The 18,572-nt window shown below is 74.3% G+C and carries 12 protein-coding genes; 4 read left to right on the top strand and 8 right to left on the bottom strand.

The genetic code is table 11. The features are described from left to right. Nucleotides 1-167 precede the first annotated feature (167 nt). Entirely contained in the window at nucleotides 168-908 is a 741-nt protein-coding gene (locus AAFN69_RS24880) for an antibiotic biosynthesis monooxygenase (protein WP_347730956.1), read from the top strand. 59 nt (nucleotides 909-967) lie between these two features. Here the strand turns inward: AAFN69_RS24880 and AAFN69_RS24875 are convergent, their stop codons facing one another. Then, on the bottom strand, nucleotides 968-2,839 hold the full coding sequence (locus tag AAFN69_RS24875; protein WP_347730955.1) for an endonuclease/exonuclease/phosphatase family protein: 1,872 nt from the start codon (nucleotides 2,837-2,839) through the stop codon (nucleotides 968-970). A 310-nt stretch (nucleotides 2,840-3,149) separates the two neighbouring features. On the opposite strand from AAFN69_RS24875, the gene AAFN69_RS24870 reads away from it, so the two are divergent. Next, nucleotides 3,150-4,610, top strand: coding sequence for a hypothetical protein (locus AAFN69_RS24870; protein WP_347730954.1), 1,461 nt, complete (start codon nucleotides 3,150-3,152; stop codon nucleotides 4,608-4,610). A gap of 811 nt (nucleotides 4,611-5,421) precedes the next feature. Next, complete coding sequence (locus tag AAFN69_RS24865) at nucleotides 5,422-6,894, top strand: alkaline phosphatase PhoX (RefSeq protein WP_347730953.1); 1,473 nt, start codon at nucleotides 5,422-5,424, stop codon at nucleotides 6,892-6,894. On the opposite strand, the gene AAFN69_RS24860 is transcribed toward AAFN69_RS24865, so the two are convergent. Continuing rightward, nucleotides 6,857-9,184: a protein kinase gene (locus AAFN69_RS24860; protein ID WP_347730952.1), complete on the bottom strand. Its 2,328-nt coding sequence runs from the start codon at nucleotides 9,182-9,184 to the stop codon at nucleotides 6,857-6,859. The two genes, AAFN69_RS24865 and AAFN69_RS24860, sit on opposite strands and share 38 nt — an antisense overlap. After that, nucleotides 9,181-11,667 (bottom strand): PQQ-binding-like beta-propeller repeat protein, encoded by a 2,487-nt coding sequence (locus tag AAFN69_RS24855; protein ID WP_347730951.1) that lies wholly within the window; start codon nucleotides 11,665-11,667, stop codon nucleotides 9,181-9,183. The genes AAFN69_RS24860 and AAFN69_RS24855 overlap by 4 nt, the downstream gene beginning before the upstream one ends. A gap of 502 nt (nucleotides 11,668-12,169) precedes the next feature. On the opposite strand from AAFN69_RS24855, the gene AAFN69_RS24850 reads away from it, so the two are divergent. Continuing rightward, nucleotides 12,170-12,400, top strand: coding sequence for a hypothetical protein (locus tag AAFN69_RS24850; protein WP_347730950.1), 231 nt, complete (start codon nucleotides 12,170-12,172; stop codon nucleotides 12,398-12,400). 106 nt (nucleotides 12,401-12,506) lie between these two features. On the opposite strand, the gene AAFN69_RS24845 is transcribed toward AAFN69_RS24850, so the two are convergent. From AAFN69_RS24845 to AAFN69_RS24825, 5 genes are all read right to left on the bottom strand, one after another. Further along, the gene (locus AAFN69_RS24845; RefSeq protein WP_347730949.1) at nucleotides 12,507-13,748 is read right to left on the bottom strand and encodes a TerD family protein; all 1,242 of its coding nucleotides are present in this window, start codon (nucleotides 13,746-13,748) and stop codon (nucleotides 12,507-12,509) included. 142 nt (nucleotides 13,749-13,890) lie between these two features. Beyond that, entirely contained in the window at nucleotides 13,891-14,724 is an 834-nt protein-coding gene (locus AAFN69_RS24840; RefSeq protein ID WP_347730948.1) for an NAD(P)-dependent oxidoreductase, read from the bottom strand. 154 nt (nucleotides 14,725-14,878) lie between these two features. Next, a complete protein-coding gene (locus AAFN69_RS24835) occupies nucleotides 14,879-16,333 on the bottom strand; it encodes a penicillin-binding transpeptidase domain-containing protein (protein WP_347730947.1) in 1,455 nt (484 codons plus the stop codon). Between the two features lie 117 nt (nucleotides 16,334-16,450). Next, nucleotides 16,451-17,119 carry a response regulator transcription factor gene (locus tag AAFN69_RS24830; RefSeq protein WP_347730946.1) on the bottom strand — a complete coding sequence of 223 codons (669 nt, stop codon included), beginning with the start codon at nucleotides 17,117-17,119 and terminating at the stop codon, nucleotides 16,451-16,453. Beyond that, the gene (locus AAFN69_RS24825; RefSeq protein ID WP_347730945.1) at nucleotides 17,116-18,441 is read right to left on the bottom strand and encodes a histidine kinase; all 1,326 of its coding nucleotides are present in this window, start codon (nucleotides 18,439-18,441) and stop codon (nucleotides 17,116-17,118) included. Before AAFN69_RS24825 ends, AAFN69_RS24830 begins: the two co-directional genes overlap by 4 nt. Nucleotides 18,442-18,572: the final 131 nt, after the last annotated feature.

Below are 18,572 nucleotides of genomic sequence, written 5' to 3'. Positions count from 1 at the left end.
TCCGCCGGAAGAACGGTGAAGGTCCACTTAGTTCTTCTCCGGTGACCGTCAAGCGATGCTGAACAGTCGGCGGCCGGATCCGCGCATTGACCTCAACCATGCTTGATGTTTCACGCTGGTGATCCACGGCGCGCCGGCCGGGCGCACCGCGCTGAGAGGAGATCACCATGAGCGTGTCCACGACCGTGCCCGTGCCCGCGGCGGTCGCGCCGCATGCCCGCCCCGACATCGGCCGCCCGGGCGTGGGTGTCGTCAAGGTCTCGACCTGGGACGTCGGCACCCCCGAACGCCAGCGGGCCGCGCTGGCGGCCATCGCCCGCGCCTGGCGGAGCCGGGAGTGGCCCGATGCCGGCCTGCTCTCGTACACCATCCACGCCGGTGAGGACGGCCGGACCCTGCTGCACTACTCCCAGTGGACGGGCGAGGAGGCCTACAGGGACTTCGTCCGCACCCACCGGGACGAGCGGAACGCCGAGATCGATGCCGCCGTCCCCGGTGTGGCCAGGCTCGACCTCCACTCCTACGAGCTGTACCCGGACGGCGTCCGGGGTGCCGGCGACCCGAGGATCCCCGGCGCCGTGGTCGTGGTGGAGGCGGAGCTCGACGGCTCCGGCGGTGAGCGGCGGCGCGCGGGGGTGGACGGCGTCCTCGCCGCCCCGGCGGGCGACGCCCCGGACGAGGCCGGGGCCGGGGCCGGGAAGATCTCCGGCTGGCTCCATCTCGGCACCGACGGCACCCGGATTCTCCACTACGCCGAATGGGAGACCGCCGACGCCCATCGCGCCGCCCGGGACGACCCGGGGGAGGGGGCCGGCGGCGCGTGGCAGCGGCTGCGCTCCCTCCCCGGGGTGCGCGTCCGCCGGGTCCATCGCTGTGTCCCCGGACTGAGCCTGCGCCCGGGGGTCTGAGCCCTTTCTGGTAGGGTTCCCGGCGCGGCGGGTGCGCCGCGCCGGGAACCGCCCGCCCGCTACGGCCGGAAGCGCAGCACCTGCGGGTCGTGGTCGCTGTTCTGCTCCGCGAACTCCGCGTTGATGTGGACGCTGTCGTAACTGAAGCGGTCGATCGACGGGCTGGTCAGAATCTGGTCCAGCACCTGGCTGTTGCCCTGGTGAACATAGGAGTAGCGGTCCTTGCGCGGCAGGGACTTCACCGCCGCGTACAGCGCTCCGCCGTCCGTGAGCGCCTTGGTCGTCGCCGAGAACTCGAAGTCGTTGATATCGCCCACCACCAGCACATCCGCCCGGCGGTCGACTTCGAGGACCTGCTTGACGAAGGCGTTCACCGACTGCGCCTGCTGGAGCCGGCGCACCTCGGAGGAACGGTTCGGCGGCTGGCGGTGCGAGGTCAGCGCCTCGTCCCCGCCCTTCGAGCCGAAGTGGTTGGCGATCACGATGACCGGCTTCCCCCGGAAGGAGAACTGCCCCGCCAGCGGCTTGCGGCTCGACTCCCAGGCGCTGTTGGCCGGGTCGATCCGCCCCGGGGAGAGCGTCAGCGCCGCCCGCCGATCCTCCCGTACGACCCCGGTCGGAGTGGTCGCGTCACCGCCCGCGCGGTCGGTGAACGACACCCGCTCGGGGTTGAAGAGGAACACCTGGCGGATGTTGCCGCCCGGCTCGCCGCCGTCCTTGTTGTTCTCCGGGGAGATGCCGCGCCAGTGGTACGCCGGGCCGCCGGCCGCCGTGATCGCCGCGATGAACTTCTCCACGGTCCGGTCCGCCGCCACCGTGCCGTCGTTCCGCGCACCGCTGTTGTCCTGGATCTCCTCCAGGGCCAGGATGTCCGGCGAGGCGAGGTTCCCGACCACGGCCCGGCCCAGCGCGTCGAACTTCTCCTGCGGGTCGGAGGGGTCCAGGTTCTCCACGTTGTACGTGGCCACCGCGAGCTCGTTCCGGCGCTGCGGCTCGGTCCGCTCGCGCTCCAGCTCACCGCGGGTCAGGGTGCCCAGCGTCCGAGCCGTCAGCGTGTAGCCGCCGAACTGGTTGAAATCGAGCGGCCCCTCGGTCGGACCCGTCAGCACATCGCCGACATCCGCCTTCGGGAACGGCTGCTCGGCGGCCGGGGTGAGCGACTGGATCTGGAGCCGGCCGGTGTTCTGCGAGGTGTACGAGCCGTACACCGTGCCCCCGCGCCCGCTGCGGTTCTCACGCGGCTTCAGCGTCACCCACAGCTCGTGGAAGGGATCGGTCGCGCCGACCACCCTGGATGTGCCGATGCGGACATTGCTGCCCTCCAGCGACTCGTAGTGGTCCAGGGCGTACGCGTCCGGCCGCAGCGGCAGCGCGTTGACGCTGCCGCCCGCCGCCGGGTCGCCGGCCGGGGCGTACGCCTCCGGCACCGAGTGCTCCGAGAGCACGGCCGGCGCCGGCAGCTCGTTCCCCGAGGAGACCACGGTGACCGAGGGCCGGGTGAGCTGCGTCAGCGACTGATTGCCGCTCGCCGCCCCGCCGGGGACGAACTCGGCCACGGTGCCCGAGACCCGCACCTCGTCGCCGGCCTTCACCGGCGGGGTGGAACCGGAGCCGGTGAAGACGAAGACACCCTCACTGGTGGCCGGGTTCCCGTCACCGGTCGTGTCCTGGAACCAGAAACCGCGCGAGGAGCCGTAGGCCCGCACCCCGGTGACGATCCCCGGCACCTCGGCGACCGTCTGCCCGGCCAGCGGGGAGATCCGGGTCCCGCCCTGGATGTCATGGATCCGTACGCCGGCGGCGGAAGCGGCTGTGGCGGCACCGGCCGCCGGGTCGGCCGACGCGGCGGCGCCGGTCAGCAGGCCGGCCGCGAGTGCGGAGGCGACGAGGGCCGCGACGGCGGCCGTTCTCGGTACGACGGAGGAAGGCATCGAGATCTCCGGGATCGAGTGGTGAGGGTCGGTGCGCGGGGTGCCCGCACCGGGGCGGTGAGGCTCTACGCGCGTCAATCTCTTGTCTGGAGCGTGTACTTGTCAAGGGTGCGCGGGTGTACGGGGGCGGGCCGCCGGGTGAACCGCTCCCTCCGGGGACGCCCGGACCGTACCCGCCGAGCTCCGGAGCGTGCCGCGGGGCGCCCCCGCGATCCGGCCCTGCTCGGCGAAACCCGGTGAAATACGTCTACGCTGGAGGGCGCCCCGGGGCCACGCCCGGACCCCGTACGCCCCGAGGAGACGCAGCGCGATGCCCCACGACGGTCCCACCCTCCCCCCGGTACAGCTGCACTCGGACGCGGAGCTGGCGCGGGCCGCGCTCGCCGCGCCCCTGCTGACCCGGGCCGTGCGGCTCGCCCGCTGGGCCGGGCCGGAGACCCGGGTGGGTGCGGGCGGCGAGCTGATCGACGAGCAACTGCCCGCCGCCGCGCGGGAGCTGGGGCTGGACACCGACGGCGACGGGCCCGCCCACGCCAGTGAGGCATGGCGCCTCGCGGTCGACACCGGCCTGGTGGAGGTCACCGACCCGGAGACGGACGGCGAGAGCGCCGGCGGCGGCCACGGCACCGCCGCGCCGGGCGCCCATCTCGACCTGGTCACCTCGGGCGGCCCCCAGGACATCCTCGCCATCTGGCAGGACGCGCTGGAGGCGGTGCACACCGACGCCATCGCGCCCGTGATGGACGATCTCGCCGACGCGATCGGCCCCGACGGCGAGATCGACTACGGGCTCCTCGACTGGGACCCGGAGGCGGAGTCCGAATTCCTCGACGGCGTCCTCGGGAACCTCTATCTGCTGACCGTCACCGACGGCGGCGCCGGCGACGAGCCGGTACCGCTCCCGGCACTCGCCGCGTCGATGATCGTCCCCGACGACATGGGCGAGCCCACCGACGACATCCTGGAGCAGGTGTCGGTGGCCATGATGCGGCTGGACGACCAGTTCCGGCTGCTGGAGCCGATCGGGCTGGTCGAGTACCAGCCCGTGGACGAGTCCCTGATGGTCGACGCCGACGATCCCGGTGAGCCCGCTCCGTACGGGGACGACGAGGACGTCTCCCGCTACGGCCTGGTCAAGCTCACCCCGCTCGGCCTCCACGGTGTCCGCGCCCGGATGCTGGAGGCCGGGGTGCGGGCGCCCGCCGTGGGCGAGCTCTCCGACAAGGGCGCGGATGTGCTGCTCGACGGCATCGCCCACTATCCGGAGGCCGCCGCCCGCGCCGAGACCGAGCAGTGGATCGGCCGCCGCGACTCCGCGGCGGCCGCCCATGAGCTGCTCTCCGCGGCGCGCGGCGGCGACGAGGGCGGTCCGCTGCGGCGGCTCCGCTGCCAGCAGGCGCTGTCCCTGGTCGGCTCCCGCGCCGAGCACGAGGTGCGCGCGGTCCTGGACGATCTGGAGCTCGGCGGCCTCGCCCGGGTCTGGCTGGCGGAGCGCGGGGCGGCGGATGTGCCCGCGCCGCCGGAGTCGATGATCTTCTGGCTCTCCATCGACACGATCGCCGCGCAGCTCGACGCGGAGGGCGAGTCGGAGGAACTCCGCGCGCTGGTGCAGGGTCTGACGGGACAGCACTCCGGATTCTTCGACGCCGCCTGGCGGGTGGGCCACCCGGCGACCGCGGACGTCCTGGAGGCCATCGGCCGCATCCACCCGGACCGCAAGTCGGCGAAGGAGGCCCGCAAGGCGGCCTTCAAGGCGAGGTCCCGCGCGTAGGCAGGCTTGAGCCGGAGGGTGCGGGTGCGGGTGTCCGCGGGCTGCGCCTGTGCGGGTGTCCGGGCCCGGGCCGGCACCGGCGCCGGCCCGGGAGCCGCCGCGCCGCGCTGCTCCGGCCGCAGCGGTTCGGCGGCCCGGCGGCCGGCCGCCGGCCCGGCCTCGCGGATTGCCCGGGTGGCCCGGCCCGGCCGGAGTGCCACGGCGGATCAGCCGGCCGGAGTGGCTCGGCGGCCCGGTGCACTGCGCGGCGGCGCCCCGGCGAGCGCCTTCTCGTGGATGCGCCCTCCCGCTTGTGCGGCGATTCCTCCCGCCCTCGCGGGGGACCGGCCGGTCCGGCGGTGTGCTGAGCCGGTCCGGCGTCTGAGGACGGACGTTGCTCCGTGGTGCGGTGCGGATTCCCGGCCGGTTCGGTGTGAGGTCCGGAGGCCACTCGGCCGGTCCGGCGTCTGAGGACGGACGCCGCCCCGCCGCGCGGCACGGATACGCGACCCGCCCGCCGTGAGGCGGCCCGGCGCCCGGGTCGCGCACCGCGGACATCAGCCGCTCCGGCGCCCGAGGACGTACACACACCCCGAAGACCACCGTCCCGCACCCCCACCGGACGGAATGAGTCCGGAATCCATGGGTACAGAACTGGCCGATAACCCACCACTTCTTCGCTCGGGCGTTCAAATACCGCTCGTACGAGGGAGGAATGGTGTGCCCACCATCCGTCAGTACACCGGCACAGACCAGCGCGTCCGCGGACCCACCCGTCCGCACGTCCGCAGTCCAGGAACCCAGGACCCCTCCGGCCCTCAGGAGAACTCCGATGCCGCTCACCCGACGAGACTTCACCCGGCGGTCCGCGCTCTCCGGCGCGGGCATCGCCCTCACCGGTGCCGTCGGTTCACTCGCCACCGCCCCCGGCGCGCTCGCCGCCGGGGAGCCGGCGGACCCCGTCCGATCCGGGCCCGGGAACGGCTCTGACGAAACCGGCTCCGGCCATGACGAACCCGGCTACGGGCCGCTCCTCCCCGACCCGCGGGGAGTGCTCGCCCTGCCCGCGGGCTTCTCCTACCGCGTCATCACCCACAGCGGTGTCACCCGGCTCGAAACCGGCGAGTACACCCCCTCCCACCACGACGGTGCCGCCGCCTTCCCCGGCCCGCGCGGCGCCACCCTGCTCGTCGCCAACCATGAGCTCCGCGGCACCCGTGAGCGCTGGCCGCACCCCGTGCCGCTCGCCGAGGGACTCGTCTACGACCCGGCCGCCGCCGGCGGCTGCTCCGTCGTGGAGGTCCGCCCGCAGGGCGAGGTCACCCAATGGGTCGGCATAGCCGGGACCTCCACCAACTGCGCCGGGGGCAGCACTCCCTGGGGCACCTGGCTCACCTGTGAGGAGACCGAGGAGCTCGCGGGCGAGAACGGCATGACCCGCGACCACGGCTATGTCTTCGAGGTCGACCCCGCCGACCGCCGCGCCAACCGCGACCCGCGGCCAGTCAGAGCCTTCGGCCGGTACGCCCACGAGGCCGTCGTCATCGATCCGCAGCGCGGCCACGCCTATCTCACCGAGGACGCCGACGGACCCAACGGCCTGCTCTACCGCTGGGTTCCCCCGGCCGGCTTCCGGCACGGCAGGGGCCGGCTGCGCACCCTCGCGGACGACGCCGGAACCCTCCAGGCGGCCCGCTGTTTCGACTCCGTGGGACGGCTGGTCGACGATCTCTCCCGGGCCACCCGGATCGGCACCGTCTACGGCGTCGACTGGGCCGACGTACCCGACCGCGACGCCCGCACCACCCCCGTGCGCCGCCAGTTCGCCGACGGCGCGATCACCCGGGGCCGCAAACTGGAGGGCATGTGGTGGGGTGACGGCGGTGCCTGGATCGTCTCGTCCTACGCCCGCGCGGAGAGCCCCGCAGCCCATGACGGGCAGGTCTGGTTCTACCACCCCAAGCGCCGGACCCTCACCCTCAAGGTCCTCCTCGGAGCCGGCGGGGACCCGGAGCGGGCCGGCTTCGACGGTCCCGACAACATCACCGTCTCCCCGCACGGCGGGCTGATCATCGCCGAGGACGGCGCCGGCGGACAGCACCTCTTCGGCGCCACCGAGCGGGGCCGCACCTACCCCATCGCCCGCAACGAACGGAACCTCGGCACCGAGGAGCACCCCGTGTACAGCGAATTCGCCGGGGTCGTCTTCAGCCCGGACGGCCGCACGCTCTACGCGAGCATGCAGGACCCGGGCATCATGTTCGCGATCACCGGTCCGTGGAAGCGGAACTCCCACCGCCACTGACCGGCGCGCGGTTGTACGCCCGTACCGTCCGTCCCCCGGAGGTACGGGCGTACCAGCCCCGTTCATCGGCGGCCAGCTCCAGCAGCCCGGGTTCCCTCCACCGCCGGGCCTCGGCGCCGCCCGCGAGGCCCAGCTGTACGCAGACCTCGCCCGCCGCCGCGTACACCCGGCCCCCCGCGCTCACCGGGGGGAGCCGGGCGATCCCCGGCAGCCTCCGCTCCCAGCGCCGCCCGCCCCCGGGAAGACCGACGGCCTCCAGGACCGTCGCCGACGACCAGTGCAGCAGCCCTCGCGGGGTCAGCACCGGCCCGCGTACGCCCCCGCCGCCCACCGGCCAGTTGGACTCCAGGCCGGAGGTCGGCCGTTCCCAGCGCGGCCGTCCGTCCCGGACACCGAAGCCGTGCAGTACGCCACCGGTGATCAGCAGCCCGATTCCGGTCCCGGCGCCGTCCGCCAGCGCGGTGGTGCCCACACCCGGGCCGGGTACGCGGCGGCTCCGCACCGCCGGGGAGCCGTCCCTGATGTCGAGCAGCCGGAGCGCTCCGTCCTCGCCGAGCACCGCGAACCGGCCGGCGGAGGGCAGCGCCGCCATCGCCACCACCCGTCCCGGCTCCCGCTGCCGCCAGCGCACCTCGCCCGTCGCCGCGTCCACACAGACGACCCCGTCGTCGAACCGCCCCGCCAGGAGAAGCGCGGTGCCGAGGACGGCGGGCGGGCGCTCACCCGGCAGTTCGAGCCCCCAGGAGGCCGCACCCGCCCGCAGGCCGAGGCCGCGCAGGGAGCGCGCCCCGCCGCCCGGCGGATACGACAGGACCAGGGTGTCGCCCGCGATCACCGACCACAGGGCCCCGGGGGTCACCTCCGCCGCCCCGGTGGCGGGGGCGCCCGAGGAGAGCCGGACGGCCGGCACACCCACCCCGGCCGCCGTCAGGACGCCCCCGGCCCGCTGCCAGCCGGCCGGGGCGCCGCCGCGCGCCTCCCGTTCCCAGCGGGCCGCTCCGCTGTCCGCGCGCCGCAGGTGCAGCCGCCCGTCGAGCGCTCCGGTCGCGGAGTGCACCAGCACCCCGTCCTCCGTCCGCTTCCCGGCCGGTGCCGCCGGGACCGGCAGCAGTCCGCCGAAAGCGCCCTCGCCGGTGGTGAGACTCCACCGCAGCGCGCCGGGCGCGGCGGAGCCCGCGCGGTGGGCCGGGGCCGTACCGGAGCCGTCCGCGCCGGCGGATCCGCCGCCGCTCCGGGCGACCGCGACACCGAACAGCCCCGCCAGACCACCGCCGGCGGCGATCAGCAGCCCCCGGCGGACCCACGTCCGCCGCACCGGTCGCACCGCCCCCTCCGTCCCTTCCGCCCGGGGCAGGAGCGCGGTGGGCGGTACGGAGGTACCGGCGCTCGCCACCAGCGTGGCCGGGGGCACCGCCTCCGCCGCCCCCGGTCCGCTCTCCGCCGTCAGGGTCCGCAGCGGCTCCGTCCGCCACCACAGCGGTGCCGCCGGATCGGCCAGCCGGCCGAGCAGGGCCGCGGGCGACGGCCGCGCCCCCGGCTCCTTGCGCAGACACTCGGCGATCACGTCCCGCACCTCCGCGGGGATCGCGGCGAGCCCCGGCTCCTCGTGCACGGCCCGGTAGAGCAGAATCGCCGCCGTACCGTCCCCGAACGGATTCCGCCCGGTCGCCGCGAACCCCAGCACCGATCCCAGCGCGAACACATCCGCCGCGGCCGTCACCGGCGCCGCGCCCGTGATCTGCTCCGGCGCGATGAAACCGGGGGTGCCGACGATGTCCCCGGCCCCCGTCAGCCCCAGCTCACCGACGGCCCGGGCGATCCCGAAGTCGATCACCCGCGGGCCGTCCGCCGTGACCAGCACATTCGACGGTTTCAGATCCCGGTGGACCAGGCCCGCGCCATGGATCGCGGTCAGCGCCTCCGCGAGCGCCGCGCCCAGCGCCCGTACGGCCGCGGCCGGCAGCGGTCCCGCCGCCGCCACCGCCCGCCGCAGTGTCACCCCGGCGAGAAACGCGGTGGCCAGCCACGGCACCGGCGAATCCGGATCGGCGTCCAGCACCGCCGCCGTGTGCGCCCCGGTCACCGCACGGGCCGCCGCCGCCTCCCGGCGGAACCGCGCCCGGAACCGGGGGTCGTCGGCGAGATGCTGATGGACCGTCTTCACCGCGACCAGCCGGCCACCGGGCGTACGGCCCAGATACACCTGGCCCATACCGCCCGCGCCGAGCCTGCCGAGCAGCCGGAGCGGTCCCAGCCGGACCGGATCACCGGGAAGCAGCGGATCCGTCACGATCCCTCCGGCCGGGGGGTCGCACGCCGGGACTCCGGCAGCCGGAAGGTGTGCAGGACCCCGCCCGCCGCGACATGGACCAGCCCGTCCCCGCCGACCGCCGACGCCCTGTCCACGACATTCAGCGGGGCCGCCCAGACCAGCCCGCCGGTACGGATGTCCAGGGCATGCACGCCCCAGGGCCTCACCCGGTGGGCCGGCTCCGCGCTGCCCGGCTCCGGTCCGGCCGCGAACACCAGGGAACCGCTCACCGGCGGCGGCACCCCGGCGGCGAGACCAGTCACATCGGTACGGCTCCACCTGGTCCGCCCGGTGCGCGCGTCCAGCGCGCTGAACTCCGCCCAGGTCGACACGATGACCAGGCCGCCGGCCGCCACCGGGGTGACGGCCGCGTCTGCCTCGTCCAGCCGGCGGCGCCACAGGGTCCTCCCGGTCGCCAGATTCACCGCGCTCGCCTCCTTCTCCGCGGTGTAGTGGCGGACGCCCGCCGAGCCCCGGTGCGCCTCCGGCCGGGCGCCGCCGTCCGGGATCTCCTGCTCGACGGTTCCGTCCCGGGCGCGCAGCACCACCAGCGGCCAGCGCCCCGCTCCGCCCGCCGTGCCGGGTGCGTCCTCCGGACCGCCCGGAGGCCCCGGCCGCGCCACCGTCGCCACCGCGATCCGCCCGCCCGCCTGATGGATCGCGTCGACACCGGCCTCGCCTCCCTCCCGGAACCACAGCGCCCCGCCCGTACGGGCGTCGAAGCCGTACGCCCGCCAGCGGATTCCGGCGCCGGCCCGCCGCTCCCAGAGCGAGCCGTACCGGGCGCAGGTGACCAGGCAGGCGACCCCGTCGCGTACGGAGAGGAATGCCGAGTCGCCCTCCGGGGCTCCCGGGTCCCGGCCGGCGATCCGCCGCAGGAGCGGGGTCTGCCAGCGCTCTCGGCCGGAAGCGGCGTCGAGGGCGGTGACGCCCTGGTTCAGGATTCCGGTGCGCAGCAGCAGCACCAGGCCGCCGGCGAACTCCACCCCGGCCGTCTCCTCACCCCTGTGGGACCACCGGACGGCACCGTCGTCCGGATCGCGCCGGGTGATCTCGGCGGCGCCGCGCAGATAGAGCGCGCCGCCGTGGCGCAGCGGTTCGGCGGCTCCGATGGTCTGCGTCCAGAGGGCACGACCGCGCTGATGGGGCACCGCGCTCGGGCCGGGCGCGGCCGGCCCGTCGTCCCCGTTCTCCCCGCTCAGCGCGATGGCTCCCCGGATCAGGCCGCCGCCCACGGCGAGGGCGCCGCCCCAGCGCAGCATCCGGCGCCGGGAGAGGGCCGAGAGACGCCCGGGGCCCGCCCCGGTCCTCCGCTTCCCCGCCGCCGCCCCGGACTCCGGCCCGTCCCCGGTACGGGATCCCGGGCCGGGCGGCGTCCTCGTGCCGTTCCGCTGCTCCGCCCCGGCCGGCGTGCCGAGGTGCGGGACGGCATCCCCGTCACCCGTCCCCCCGCCCGGTGAGCGACCGGCCGCGCCGGCCTCTCGCACCAGCGCCGCGGTCGCCTCCTCCCGGCGGGCGATCAGCCGGGCCACCGCCGCCCCTTCCCACCAGGGCCCGGCCGCCGCGCGGTGCGCGCACCAGTCGAGTACGCCGTCCACGCCCGGCCGGTCCGCGGGCTCGCGTGCCAGCAGCCGGCCGAGGAAGCCCCGCCACTCCGGGTCGGCCACCGCGTCCAGGCCGGGGGGCTGCCGCAGGGTCCGGTAGAGCACCTGATGCGCGGGACCGGTGCCGTACGGGGGACGGCCGGTCGCCGCGTACGCCAGCAGCGCACCCAGCGAGAACACATCGGCCGCCGGACCGGCCGGGGCGGTGCCCTCCAGCAGTTCCGGTGCGATGAATCCGGGGGAGCCGATGATGTCGCCGCTGCCCGTCAGGGTCTCCTCGGCCGCGGACCGGGCGATGCCGAAGTCGACGACGGCCGGTCCGTCCCCGGTCACGATGACATTCGACGGCTTGAGGTCCCGGTGGACCAGCCCGGCCCGGTGCACGGCCGCCAGCGCCTCCGCGAGCGCGGCCCCGAGCCCGGCCAGCTCACCCGGGGCGAGCGGGCCGTGCGCGGCGACCGCCTCGGTGAGGGTGGGGCCGGGGCAGTACACGGTGGCCAGCCAGGGGCGCGACGCCTCCGGATCCGCGTCCAGGACGGCGGCGGTGAACGGGCCCCGCACCGCCCGCGCCGCCCGCAGCTCCCGCCGGAACCGCTCCCGGAAGGCGGGCTCGGCCGCCAGGTGCGGATGCACGGTCTTGACCGCGACCAGCCGCCCGGAACGGGACCGCGCCAGCTCCACCCGGCCCATTCCCCCCTCGCCGAGCAGGGCGATCAGCCGATAGCCGGGTATCGCCTCCGCCCCGCCCGCTCCGTTCGCCCCGCCCGTTCCGTCCGTCTCAGCCGTGCTGTCCGTCCCGTCCGCACGGTCCGGCCCGCGCGCCGCGTTCGCCCCGTCCCCACCGCCCTCGCCCGCCATGCCCGGAGTCCTTCCCGCCTCGGCCCGCACCGACTCCGCCGCGCGGCGGGATCGGTGCCGCTGTGCCCCGCCCGCGTCTCCCCGGCTGCGACGCGCGGAAGGTCACCGGCGGTTGCGGCGGCTCCCGGAGGGACCGCCCGCGCCCGGGGCGGGAGTGGCCGCCGGACTCCGTTCCGGCCGTCGCCGGGTGGCGCGCCGACGGAGAGAAACCTCACGCGGACATCGCCGTACGGCGGCGCGCCCGGCCACCCCCCTGAACGGTTGTTCAGTTTCGGAGGGGATCCGTTTGGGCGTGCGGCATCGTCCGACGTCGGCCCGGTACCCGGCTTTGGCCAGGGTTTTCGGGCTCAGGTCCGGGCTGGTCCGGGTGGTGCGCCCTCTTCCGCTGGGGCGCCTGGGGCGATACCGTGCCGTGCGTCCCGAAACCGATTCCGGTTGCGATCTGACCACGTTCCGATGTGACGGCTGTACCCATGGGTACCCGAGGGACCATACTCCGGTAATGACGAAGTCAGCCGGATCCCGGCGTCATCTACCGTCCAGTCCCTTCAACCGCAATGCCCCGGCGGATCCGCCGATCGAGCAGTACACGGTGGGAGACAGGGTCTCGCACGATCAGTTCGGCCTGGGAAGGGTCATCGCGGTGGAGAACGGCAACTCCGCCGTACTCGTCGATTTCTCCGGTCGCAAGGGCAGAATCCTGAGCCCTTTCGCCAAGCTGGCCAAGCTCTGAGAGATCTGCTCTCACCGTCGGGGATCGCCGTCACGCTCATGACGGCGATCCCCGACGGCCTTTTCCGCGGGAACCGGCTCACCGGGTCCGATGCGGAGAGGGCGGCTCAGAGGGCTTGAGCGGCGGGCTTGACCATGCCCCGGACGGTGCGCGACTTCACGAAGTCGCCCATGGCGGTCATCTCCCACTCACCCGAGAACTGCTTGATCAACTTGGCCATCATCACCCCGGTCTGCGGCTCGGCCCCGGTGAGGTCGAAGCGGACCAGCTCCTCACCCGACGCCGCGTCGATCAGCCGGCAGTACGCCTTGGCGACCTCGGTGAACTTCTGCCCCGAGAACGAATTGACCGTGAAGACCAGGCCGGTGGCATCGGCGGGGAGCCTGCCGAGATCCACGGTGATCGACTCGTCGTCACCGCCGCCCTCGCCGGTCAGATTGTCGCCGGAGTGCTTGACCGCGCCATTGAGGATCGTCAGCTTGCCGAAGTAGCAGCTGTCGAGGTGGTTGCGCTGCGGGCCGTAGGCGATCACGGAGGCGTCGAGGTCGATGTCCTTGCCCCGGTACGCGGGCTCCCAGCCGAGGCCCATCCGGACCTGGGAGAGCAGCGGACGGCCGCCCTTGACCAGGGACACCGTCTGGTTCTTCTGGAGATTGACGCGGCCCTTGTCCAGGTTGATCTTCCCGCTGCCGGGGGCCGGCGCCGCCGGAGCGGCCGGGGGCGCGGGCGGCGCGGCGACCGTCCTCGGGTCATAGGACGGGGTCGGCGCGGAGGGGGCCGCGGGGGCGGGCGCCGGGGCGGCGGCGACCGGAGGGGCGACCGGCGCGGAGGGGGCCGCGGCGGGCTCGTCCTCCACCGAGACACCGAAGTCGGTGGCGATGCCCGCCAGTCCGTTCGCATACCCCTGGCCCACCGCACGGGCCTTCCAGGCGCCGTTGCGCAGATAGATCTCCACGACGACCAGCGCGGTCTCGGAGCCGAGCTGCGGCGGGGTGAAGGTGGCGAGCGCGCCGCCGCTGTCGGCGTCGCGGATGGTGGCGGTCGGCTCGATGCCCTGGAAGGTCTGCCCGGCCGCGTCGGGGCTGGCGGTGACGACGATCTTCTCGATGCCGGGCGGGACGGCCGCGGTGTCCACCACGATCGCGTCCGGCGCGGCGCCGCCGCCGGAGCGGTAGCTGACACCGGGCCCCGTCGGCTGGTTGTAGAAGATGAAGTCGTCGTCGGAGCGCACCTTGCCGTCGGCGGTGAGCAGCAGGCCCGATACGTCGAGCCGCACGGGAGCGGCGACGTCCACCGCCACCCGGGTGGCGGAGAGAGGGATGTTCGAGCCGGGGGTCATAGCTGTCATGCATCGGTAACGAGCGAGGACGCTTCGCCGTTCCCTCACCGAATTCACCGGCGGTGAATTCTCACCGCATCGGCGGTACGGGAGGGCCGCACGGGCCGCCGCGGCCCTCCCGATCCCGCGCCGGGGTCTCCGGGGGCCGGGCTCAGGACGGCGGGAGCCGATGCCGCGGAGGGTGTGTGACAAAGGGGCCGCCGAGGCGGGAGTGCTCCGGATTCCGCGGATCCGGCTCGCCCTGTTCGGCGATGAGCCCGGGCGCGTACTGCTCCGAATCGTCCCGGGGTTCGTAGCCGATCGCGCGTGCCGTGGTGAGGTCCCACCAGATCCGGGTGTTGGCCGATGAGCCGTACACCACCGTGTGGCCGATGTCCTCGGCGGTCAGCGCCGCGTGGAAGAGCCGGGCGCCGTCGCCGGGGCTCAGCCACACCGAGAGCATCCGGACCGATGTCGGCTCCATGAAGCAGGCGCCGATGCGGACCGAGACCGTCTCCACCCCGTGCCGGTCCCAGTAGAGCTGCGCCAGGTCCTCGGCGAAGCACTTGGAGAGCCCGTAGTAGGTGTCGGGACGCCGGGGGGTGTCGATGGGTATCAGCTCCCCGGGGGCCAGCGGGAACTCGCCGCGCGGGCTCGGTGTCCAGCCGATCACATGGTTGCTGGAGGCGAGGACGACCCGCCGCACCCCCTCCGCCCGCGCCGCCTCGTAGAGATGGTGGGTCCCCTCGATGTTCGAGCGGAGGATCTCCCCGAACGGCGCCTCCGCGGAGATGCCCGCCAGATGGAGGATCGCGTCGCTGCCGCGGACCGCCGCGCGCAGCGCCCGGGTGTCGGCGAGCTCCGCGGTGACGGCCTCCGGGGCGCCCTCGATGGGGGCCGCGTCGAAGAGCCGGAGCTGATGGCCGTACGCGGGCAGCAGCCCCCGCATCAGGGTGCCGAGCCCGCCGGCTGCGCCGGTGACCAGAACGGTGCGGGGAGCGGGCATGGGCGACTCTCCTTGAAATGCTCGGGTTCACAACCGGCATTCACCTGTAGGGGCATGCTGGGCGGCTGCCCCGGCACCGTCAAGTGTGGCCCGGAGCAGCCGGATCCGCCGCCGGGGCGCGGTCGCCGGAGGCGGACGGACCCCGCTCGGGGGCTCACTTCAGCGCGGCGGCCATCATCTTCTGCGCCACCGGGGCCGCCAGGCCATTGCCGCTGACCTCGGAGCGCGGTCCGCCCGCGTCCTCGATCAGCACCGCGACCGCGACCGACTCCCCGCTCTCGGTGTCCTCGGCGAACGAGGTGAACCAGGCGTAGGGAATCTCGCTGTTGTTCGCCCCGCGCTGCGCCGTGCCCGTCTTGCCGCCGACCTCGGCGCCGGGTATTCGGGCATTGGTGCCGGTGCCGTCCTCCACCACGGTGACCATCGCACTGCTCAGCTGTTCGGCGGTCTCGGCGGAGACGATCCGCCGGGCGGAGCCGTTCCCGTACGAGTCGAGGGTGTCGCCGCCGGAATCGACCACCTCGGAGACCATGTGCGGTGACTCCAGCTCCCCGCCATTGGCGATCACCGCGGAGACCAGCGCCATCTGGAGCGGGGTCGCGGTCACATCGAACTGCCCGATGCCCGTCAGCGCGGTCTGCGCCTTGTCCAGCCCGGTCGGATAGACACTCGGATACGCCCGCACCGGTATGTCCAGCTCCTTCTCATTGAAGCCGAACTTCTCCGCCATGGCCCGGACCTTCTCCTGCCCGAGGTCGACGGCGAGCTTGCCGAAGACGCTGTTGCAGGAGTACTGGAGCGCGGTGCGCAGCGAGGCGTCCTCACACGGGGCGCCCGCGATGTCGTTGGTCAGCGCCTTGGTGGAGCCGGGGAGCATGTACGGCAGGGGGCTGTCGGTGGGCTCGTCGACCGATGCGTACAGCCCCTCCTCCAGCGCCGCCGCCGCGACGACGAGCTTGAAGGTCGAGCCGGGCGCCAGCGGCTGTCGCAGCGCGCGGTTGACCAGCGGTTTGTCCTTGTCCGCGAGGAGCTGCCGCCAGGCGGCCGACGACGACTCCGTCTGCCCGGCGATCCTCGACGGATCATAGGACGGGGTGCTCACCATGCCGAGGATCCGCCCGGTGGCCGGATCGACGGCCACCGCGGCGCCCTTGATGTCACCGAGCGCCTCGAACCCCGCCTTCTGGACGGCGGGATCGATGGTGGTCAGCACATCGCCGGGAGCCTGCCGCTTGCCGGTGAGGGCGTCCACCGGATCCTTCAGCCTGCTGTCCGTGCCGTCCAGCACCTCGCTGTGGATCCCCTCCAGCTGGGTGGCGCCGAACGCCTGTGAGCTGTACCCGGTCACCGCGGCGTAGAGCTCGCCGTCGGTGTAGGTGCGCTGGTACGCGAGATCCGCGCCGCCGGTGGCCGCCGAACCGGTCACCGGTGAGCCGGCCACCACGATGTCACCCAGTGGCTGGGCGTACCGGGCGATCGTCCGGCGGTCGTTCCTGTCATGGTCCTGGAGCGCCTGTGCCTCATAACCCTGGAGCCAGGTGGTCCGCACCAGCAGGGCGAGCACCAGCAGCAGGCTGAAGACGGCGGCATGCCTGATCGTTCTGTTCATCCCTTCGTCAGACGTACGGGCGATCGGCTGTCGTTCCCCGGCCGCCCGATTCTCAGCTGTTCCTCATAAAAGGGCGCATACCGCCCCGGTGCAGGCCCGTACGCCGGCCGGCCGGTGCTATCGCGGCGCGATGAACCCCGATTCATACGCCGCGATCACCGCCTGGGTGCGGTCCCTGGCGCCGGTCTTCGCCAGCACCGCCGCCACATGCGATTTGACCGTGGACGATCCCACCCCCATCCGCTCCGCCATCTCCGCGTTGGTCAGCCCGGTGGCCATCAGCCGCAGAACATCTCCCTCCCGCTCGGTCAGCCGCGCCGCCCACGCCGGGGGAGCGGGCCGCGCCCGCGCCCCGTACTCCGCGGCCAGGGTGCGCACCGCCGCGGGGAAGAGCAGCGACTCGCTGTGCGCGACCAGCCGCACCGCCTGGATGAGCTCCTCCGGCGCGGCCCGCTTGAGAAGGAACCCCGCCGCGCCCGCGCGCAGCGCCTCGTACACATACGAGTCGTTCTCGAAGGTGGTCACGACCACGATCCGCGGTGGCTCCGCGAGCGCGGCCAGGATCAGCTCCGTGGCCCGGATGCCGTCGGTCTCCGGCATCCGTACATCCATCAGCACGACATCCGGCAGCAGCTCCCGGACCACCGAGACCGCCTCGGTGCCCGTCGCCGCCTCGCCCACCACGGTGAGATCGGGCTCCGCGTCGAGAATGACCCGCAGGGCGGTACGGACCATGCGCTCGTCGTCGGCCACCACGATGCGCACCGCCGCGCGCTCCGGGCTCATCGGCTGCTCTCCAATGTGCCACTCCGCGGCCGCCTCAGGGGCAATCTGGCGTACAGTCGCCAAACCTGCCCGGCGCCCTGCGCAGCCCCGGCCCCCTCCGCCGCTCCGGCGGCCCCCGGATCCGCCCGCAGCCCCGCCCGGGCCTCCCCGCCCAGCAGCGCGGCCCGTTCGGCGACACCGCGCAGACCGCGCCCGCCTCCCGGCCGCACCACCGGCCCCCGTCCCGCCCCGTCCGGCTCCGCCGGATTCTCCATCGTCAGCTCCAACTCCCCGCCCCGCAGGGCGATCAACAGGGACACCGGGGCACCCCCGGCATGACGGAGGGCATTGCTCAGCCCCTCCTGCACCATGCGGTACGCCTCCCGCGACACCGGCTCCGGCACCGACGCCGGATCGCCCTCCACCCGCAGCACCACCCGTACCCCGCTCCGCGAGATCAGCCCCTCCACCGCCGCCAGCGTCGGCCCGCCGGTCATCGGGGCCTCCTCGCGCAGAAGGCCGAGCACCGAGTCGAGCTCGCCCACGGTGCGCCGGGTGGTCTCCTCGATCGCCGCCAGCGCCTCCCGTACGAACTCCGGATCCGTGTCCAGCACCCGGCGCGCGGCGCCCGCCTGGAGGGTGACCGCGCTCAGCGCGTGGCCGACCGAGTCGTGCAGCTCGCGCGCGAGCCGGTTCCGCTCGGCCAGCTCGACGGCGCGGCGTTCGGCCTCGGCCAGCCGGTCGGCGGGGGTCGGCCCGAGCAGTACGGGAGCCTGCCGGGCCAGCAGCCATCCGGCCCCGGCCGCACAGGCGGCGAGCGCGCAGAGCATCGCGATCCCGGCGGCCGGCATCAGCGCCAGCTGCCAGGCCGCGAAATCGGGCATCATCAGCCACTCCCGCAGCGGCGGGACGAACGGCACCACCATCATGGAGACCGCGAACGGCGGCAGGGCGAGTGTCATCCCGCTGATCAGCGCGCCGACTCCGACATGCAGGGTGAACCAGGAGGAGCTCCTCAGCCGTGCCGCCCGGGAGCGGGCCGGGCCGTCCGCCAGCAGTCCGGCCGGGATCCCGCACAGGGCACGCGCCGCCGACACCGACAGCGGCCGGGCCGTGGCGGCGAGCGCGCTCACCGCCGCCAGCGGCAGCCCCGCGGCGTACGGACCGAACTGGCCGGTCAGCGAACCGGAGAAGAGCGTGCGACTGCCGATGACGGGACCGGCGATCACACTGCCGACGAGCCAGTACGGCATCATCAGCGCCCCGCCCAGGATCAGATGGAGCCAGCGCAGCCTCGCCCGCGACCCGAACAGCGCGCCGGCACACGCCCGCGCCCGCCTCACGCGGCCCGCCCCGGCGGCGGGCCCGGCGAGCCGATGGGGAGCGGTCTGATGATCATCTCTTCAGCGTAGGCGAGGTCCGGCGGGCCGGGCCGCCGGCCGGCTCCCGCTTGAAAGGGGGGTGGCGGACCGCC

This window comes from Streptomyces sp. CAU 1734 (assembly GCF_039888735.1).
Taxonomy (GTDB): domain Bacteria; phylum Actinomycetota; class Actinomycetes; order Streptomycetales; family Streptomycetaceae; genus Streptomyces.
The sequence above is the reverse complement of the archived record's forward strand: the minus strand, read 5'-3'. Positions and strand labels throughout refer to the sequence as shown.

Bases quoted from the DNA above. Each gene is read 5' to 3' on its own strand.
- AAFN69_RS24840 (WP_347730948.1), bottom strand. From the start codon at position 14,724: ATGCCCGCTCCCCGCACCGTTCTGGTCACCGGCGCAGCCGGCGGGCTC.
- AAFN69_RS24875 (WP_347730955.1), bottom strand. From the start codon at position 2,839: ATGCCTTCCTCCGTCGTACCGAGAACGGCCGCCGTCGCGGCCCTCGTC.
- AAFN69_RS24870 (WP_347730954.1), top strand. From the start codon at position 3,150: ATGCCCCACGACGGTCCCACCCTCCCCCCGGTACAGCTGCACTCGGAC.
- AAFN69_RS24845 (WP_347730949.1), bottom strand. From the start codon at position 13,748: ATGACAGCTATGACCCCCGGCTCGAACATCCCTCTCTCCGCCACCCGG.
- AAFN69_RS24865 (WP_347730953.1), top strand. From the start codon at position 5,422: ATGCCGCTCACCCGACGAGACTTCACCCGGCGGTCCGCGCTCTCCGGC.
- AAFN69_RS24830 (WP_347730946.1), bottom strand. From the start codon at position 17,119: ATGAGCCCGGAGCGCGCGGCGGTGCGCATCGTGGTGGCCGACGACGAG.
- AAFN69_RS24880 (WP_347730956.1), top strand. From the start codon at position 168: ATGAGCGTGTCCACGACCGTGCCCGTGCCCGCGGCGGTCGCGCCGCAT.
- AAFN69_RS24855 (WP_347730951.1), bottom strand. From the start codon at position 11,667: ATGGCGGGCGAGGGCGGTGGGGACGGGGCGAACGCGGCGCGCGGGCCG.
- AAFN69_RS24835 (WP_347730947.1), bottom strand. From the start codon at position 16,333: ATGAACAGAACGATCAGGCATGCCGCCGTCTTCAGCCTGCTGCTGGTG.
- AAFN69_RS24850 (WP_347730950.1), top strand. From the start codon at position 12,170: ATGACGAAGTCAGCCGGATCCCGGCGTCATCTACCGTCCAGTCCCTTC.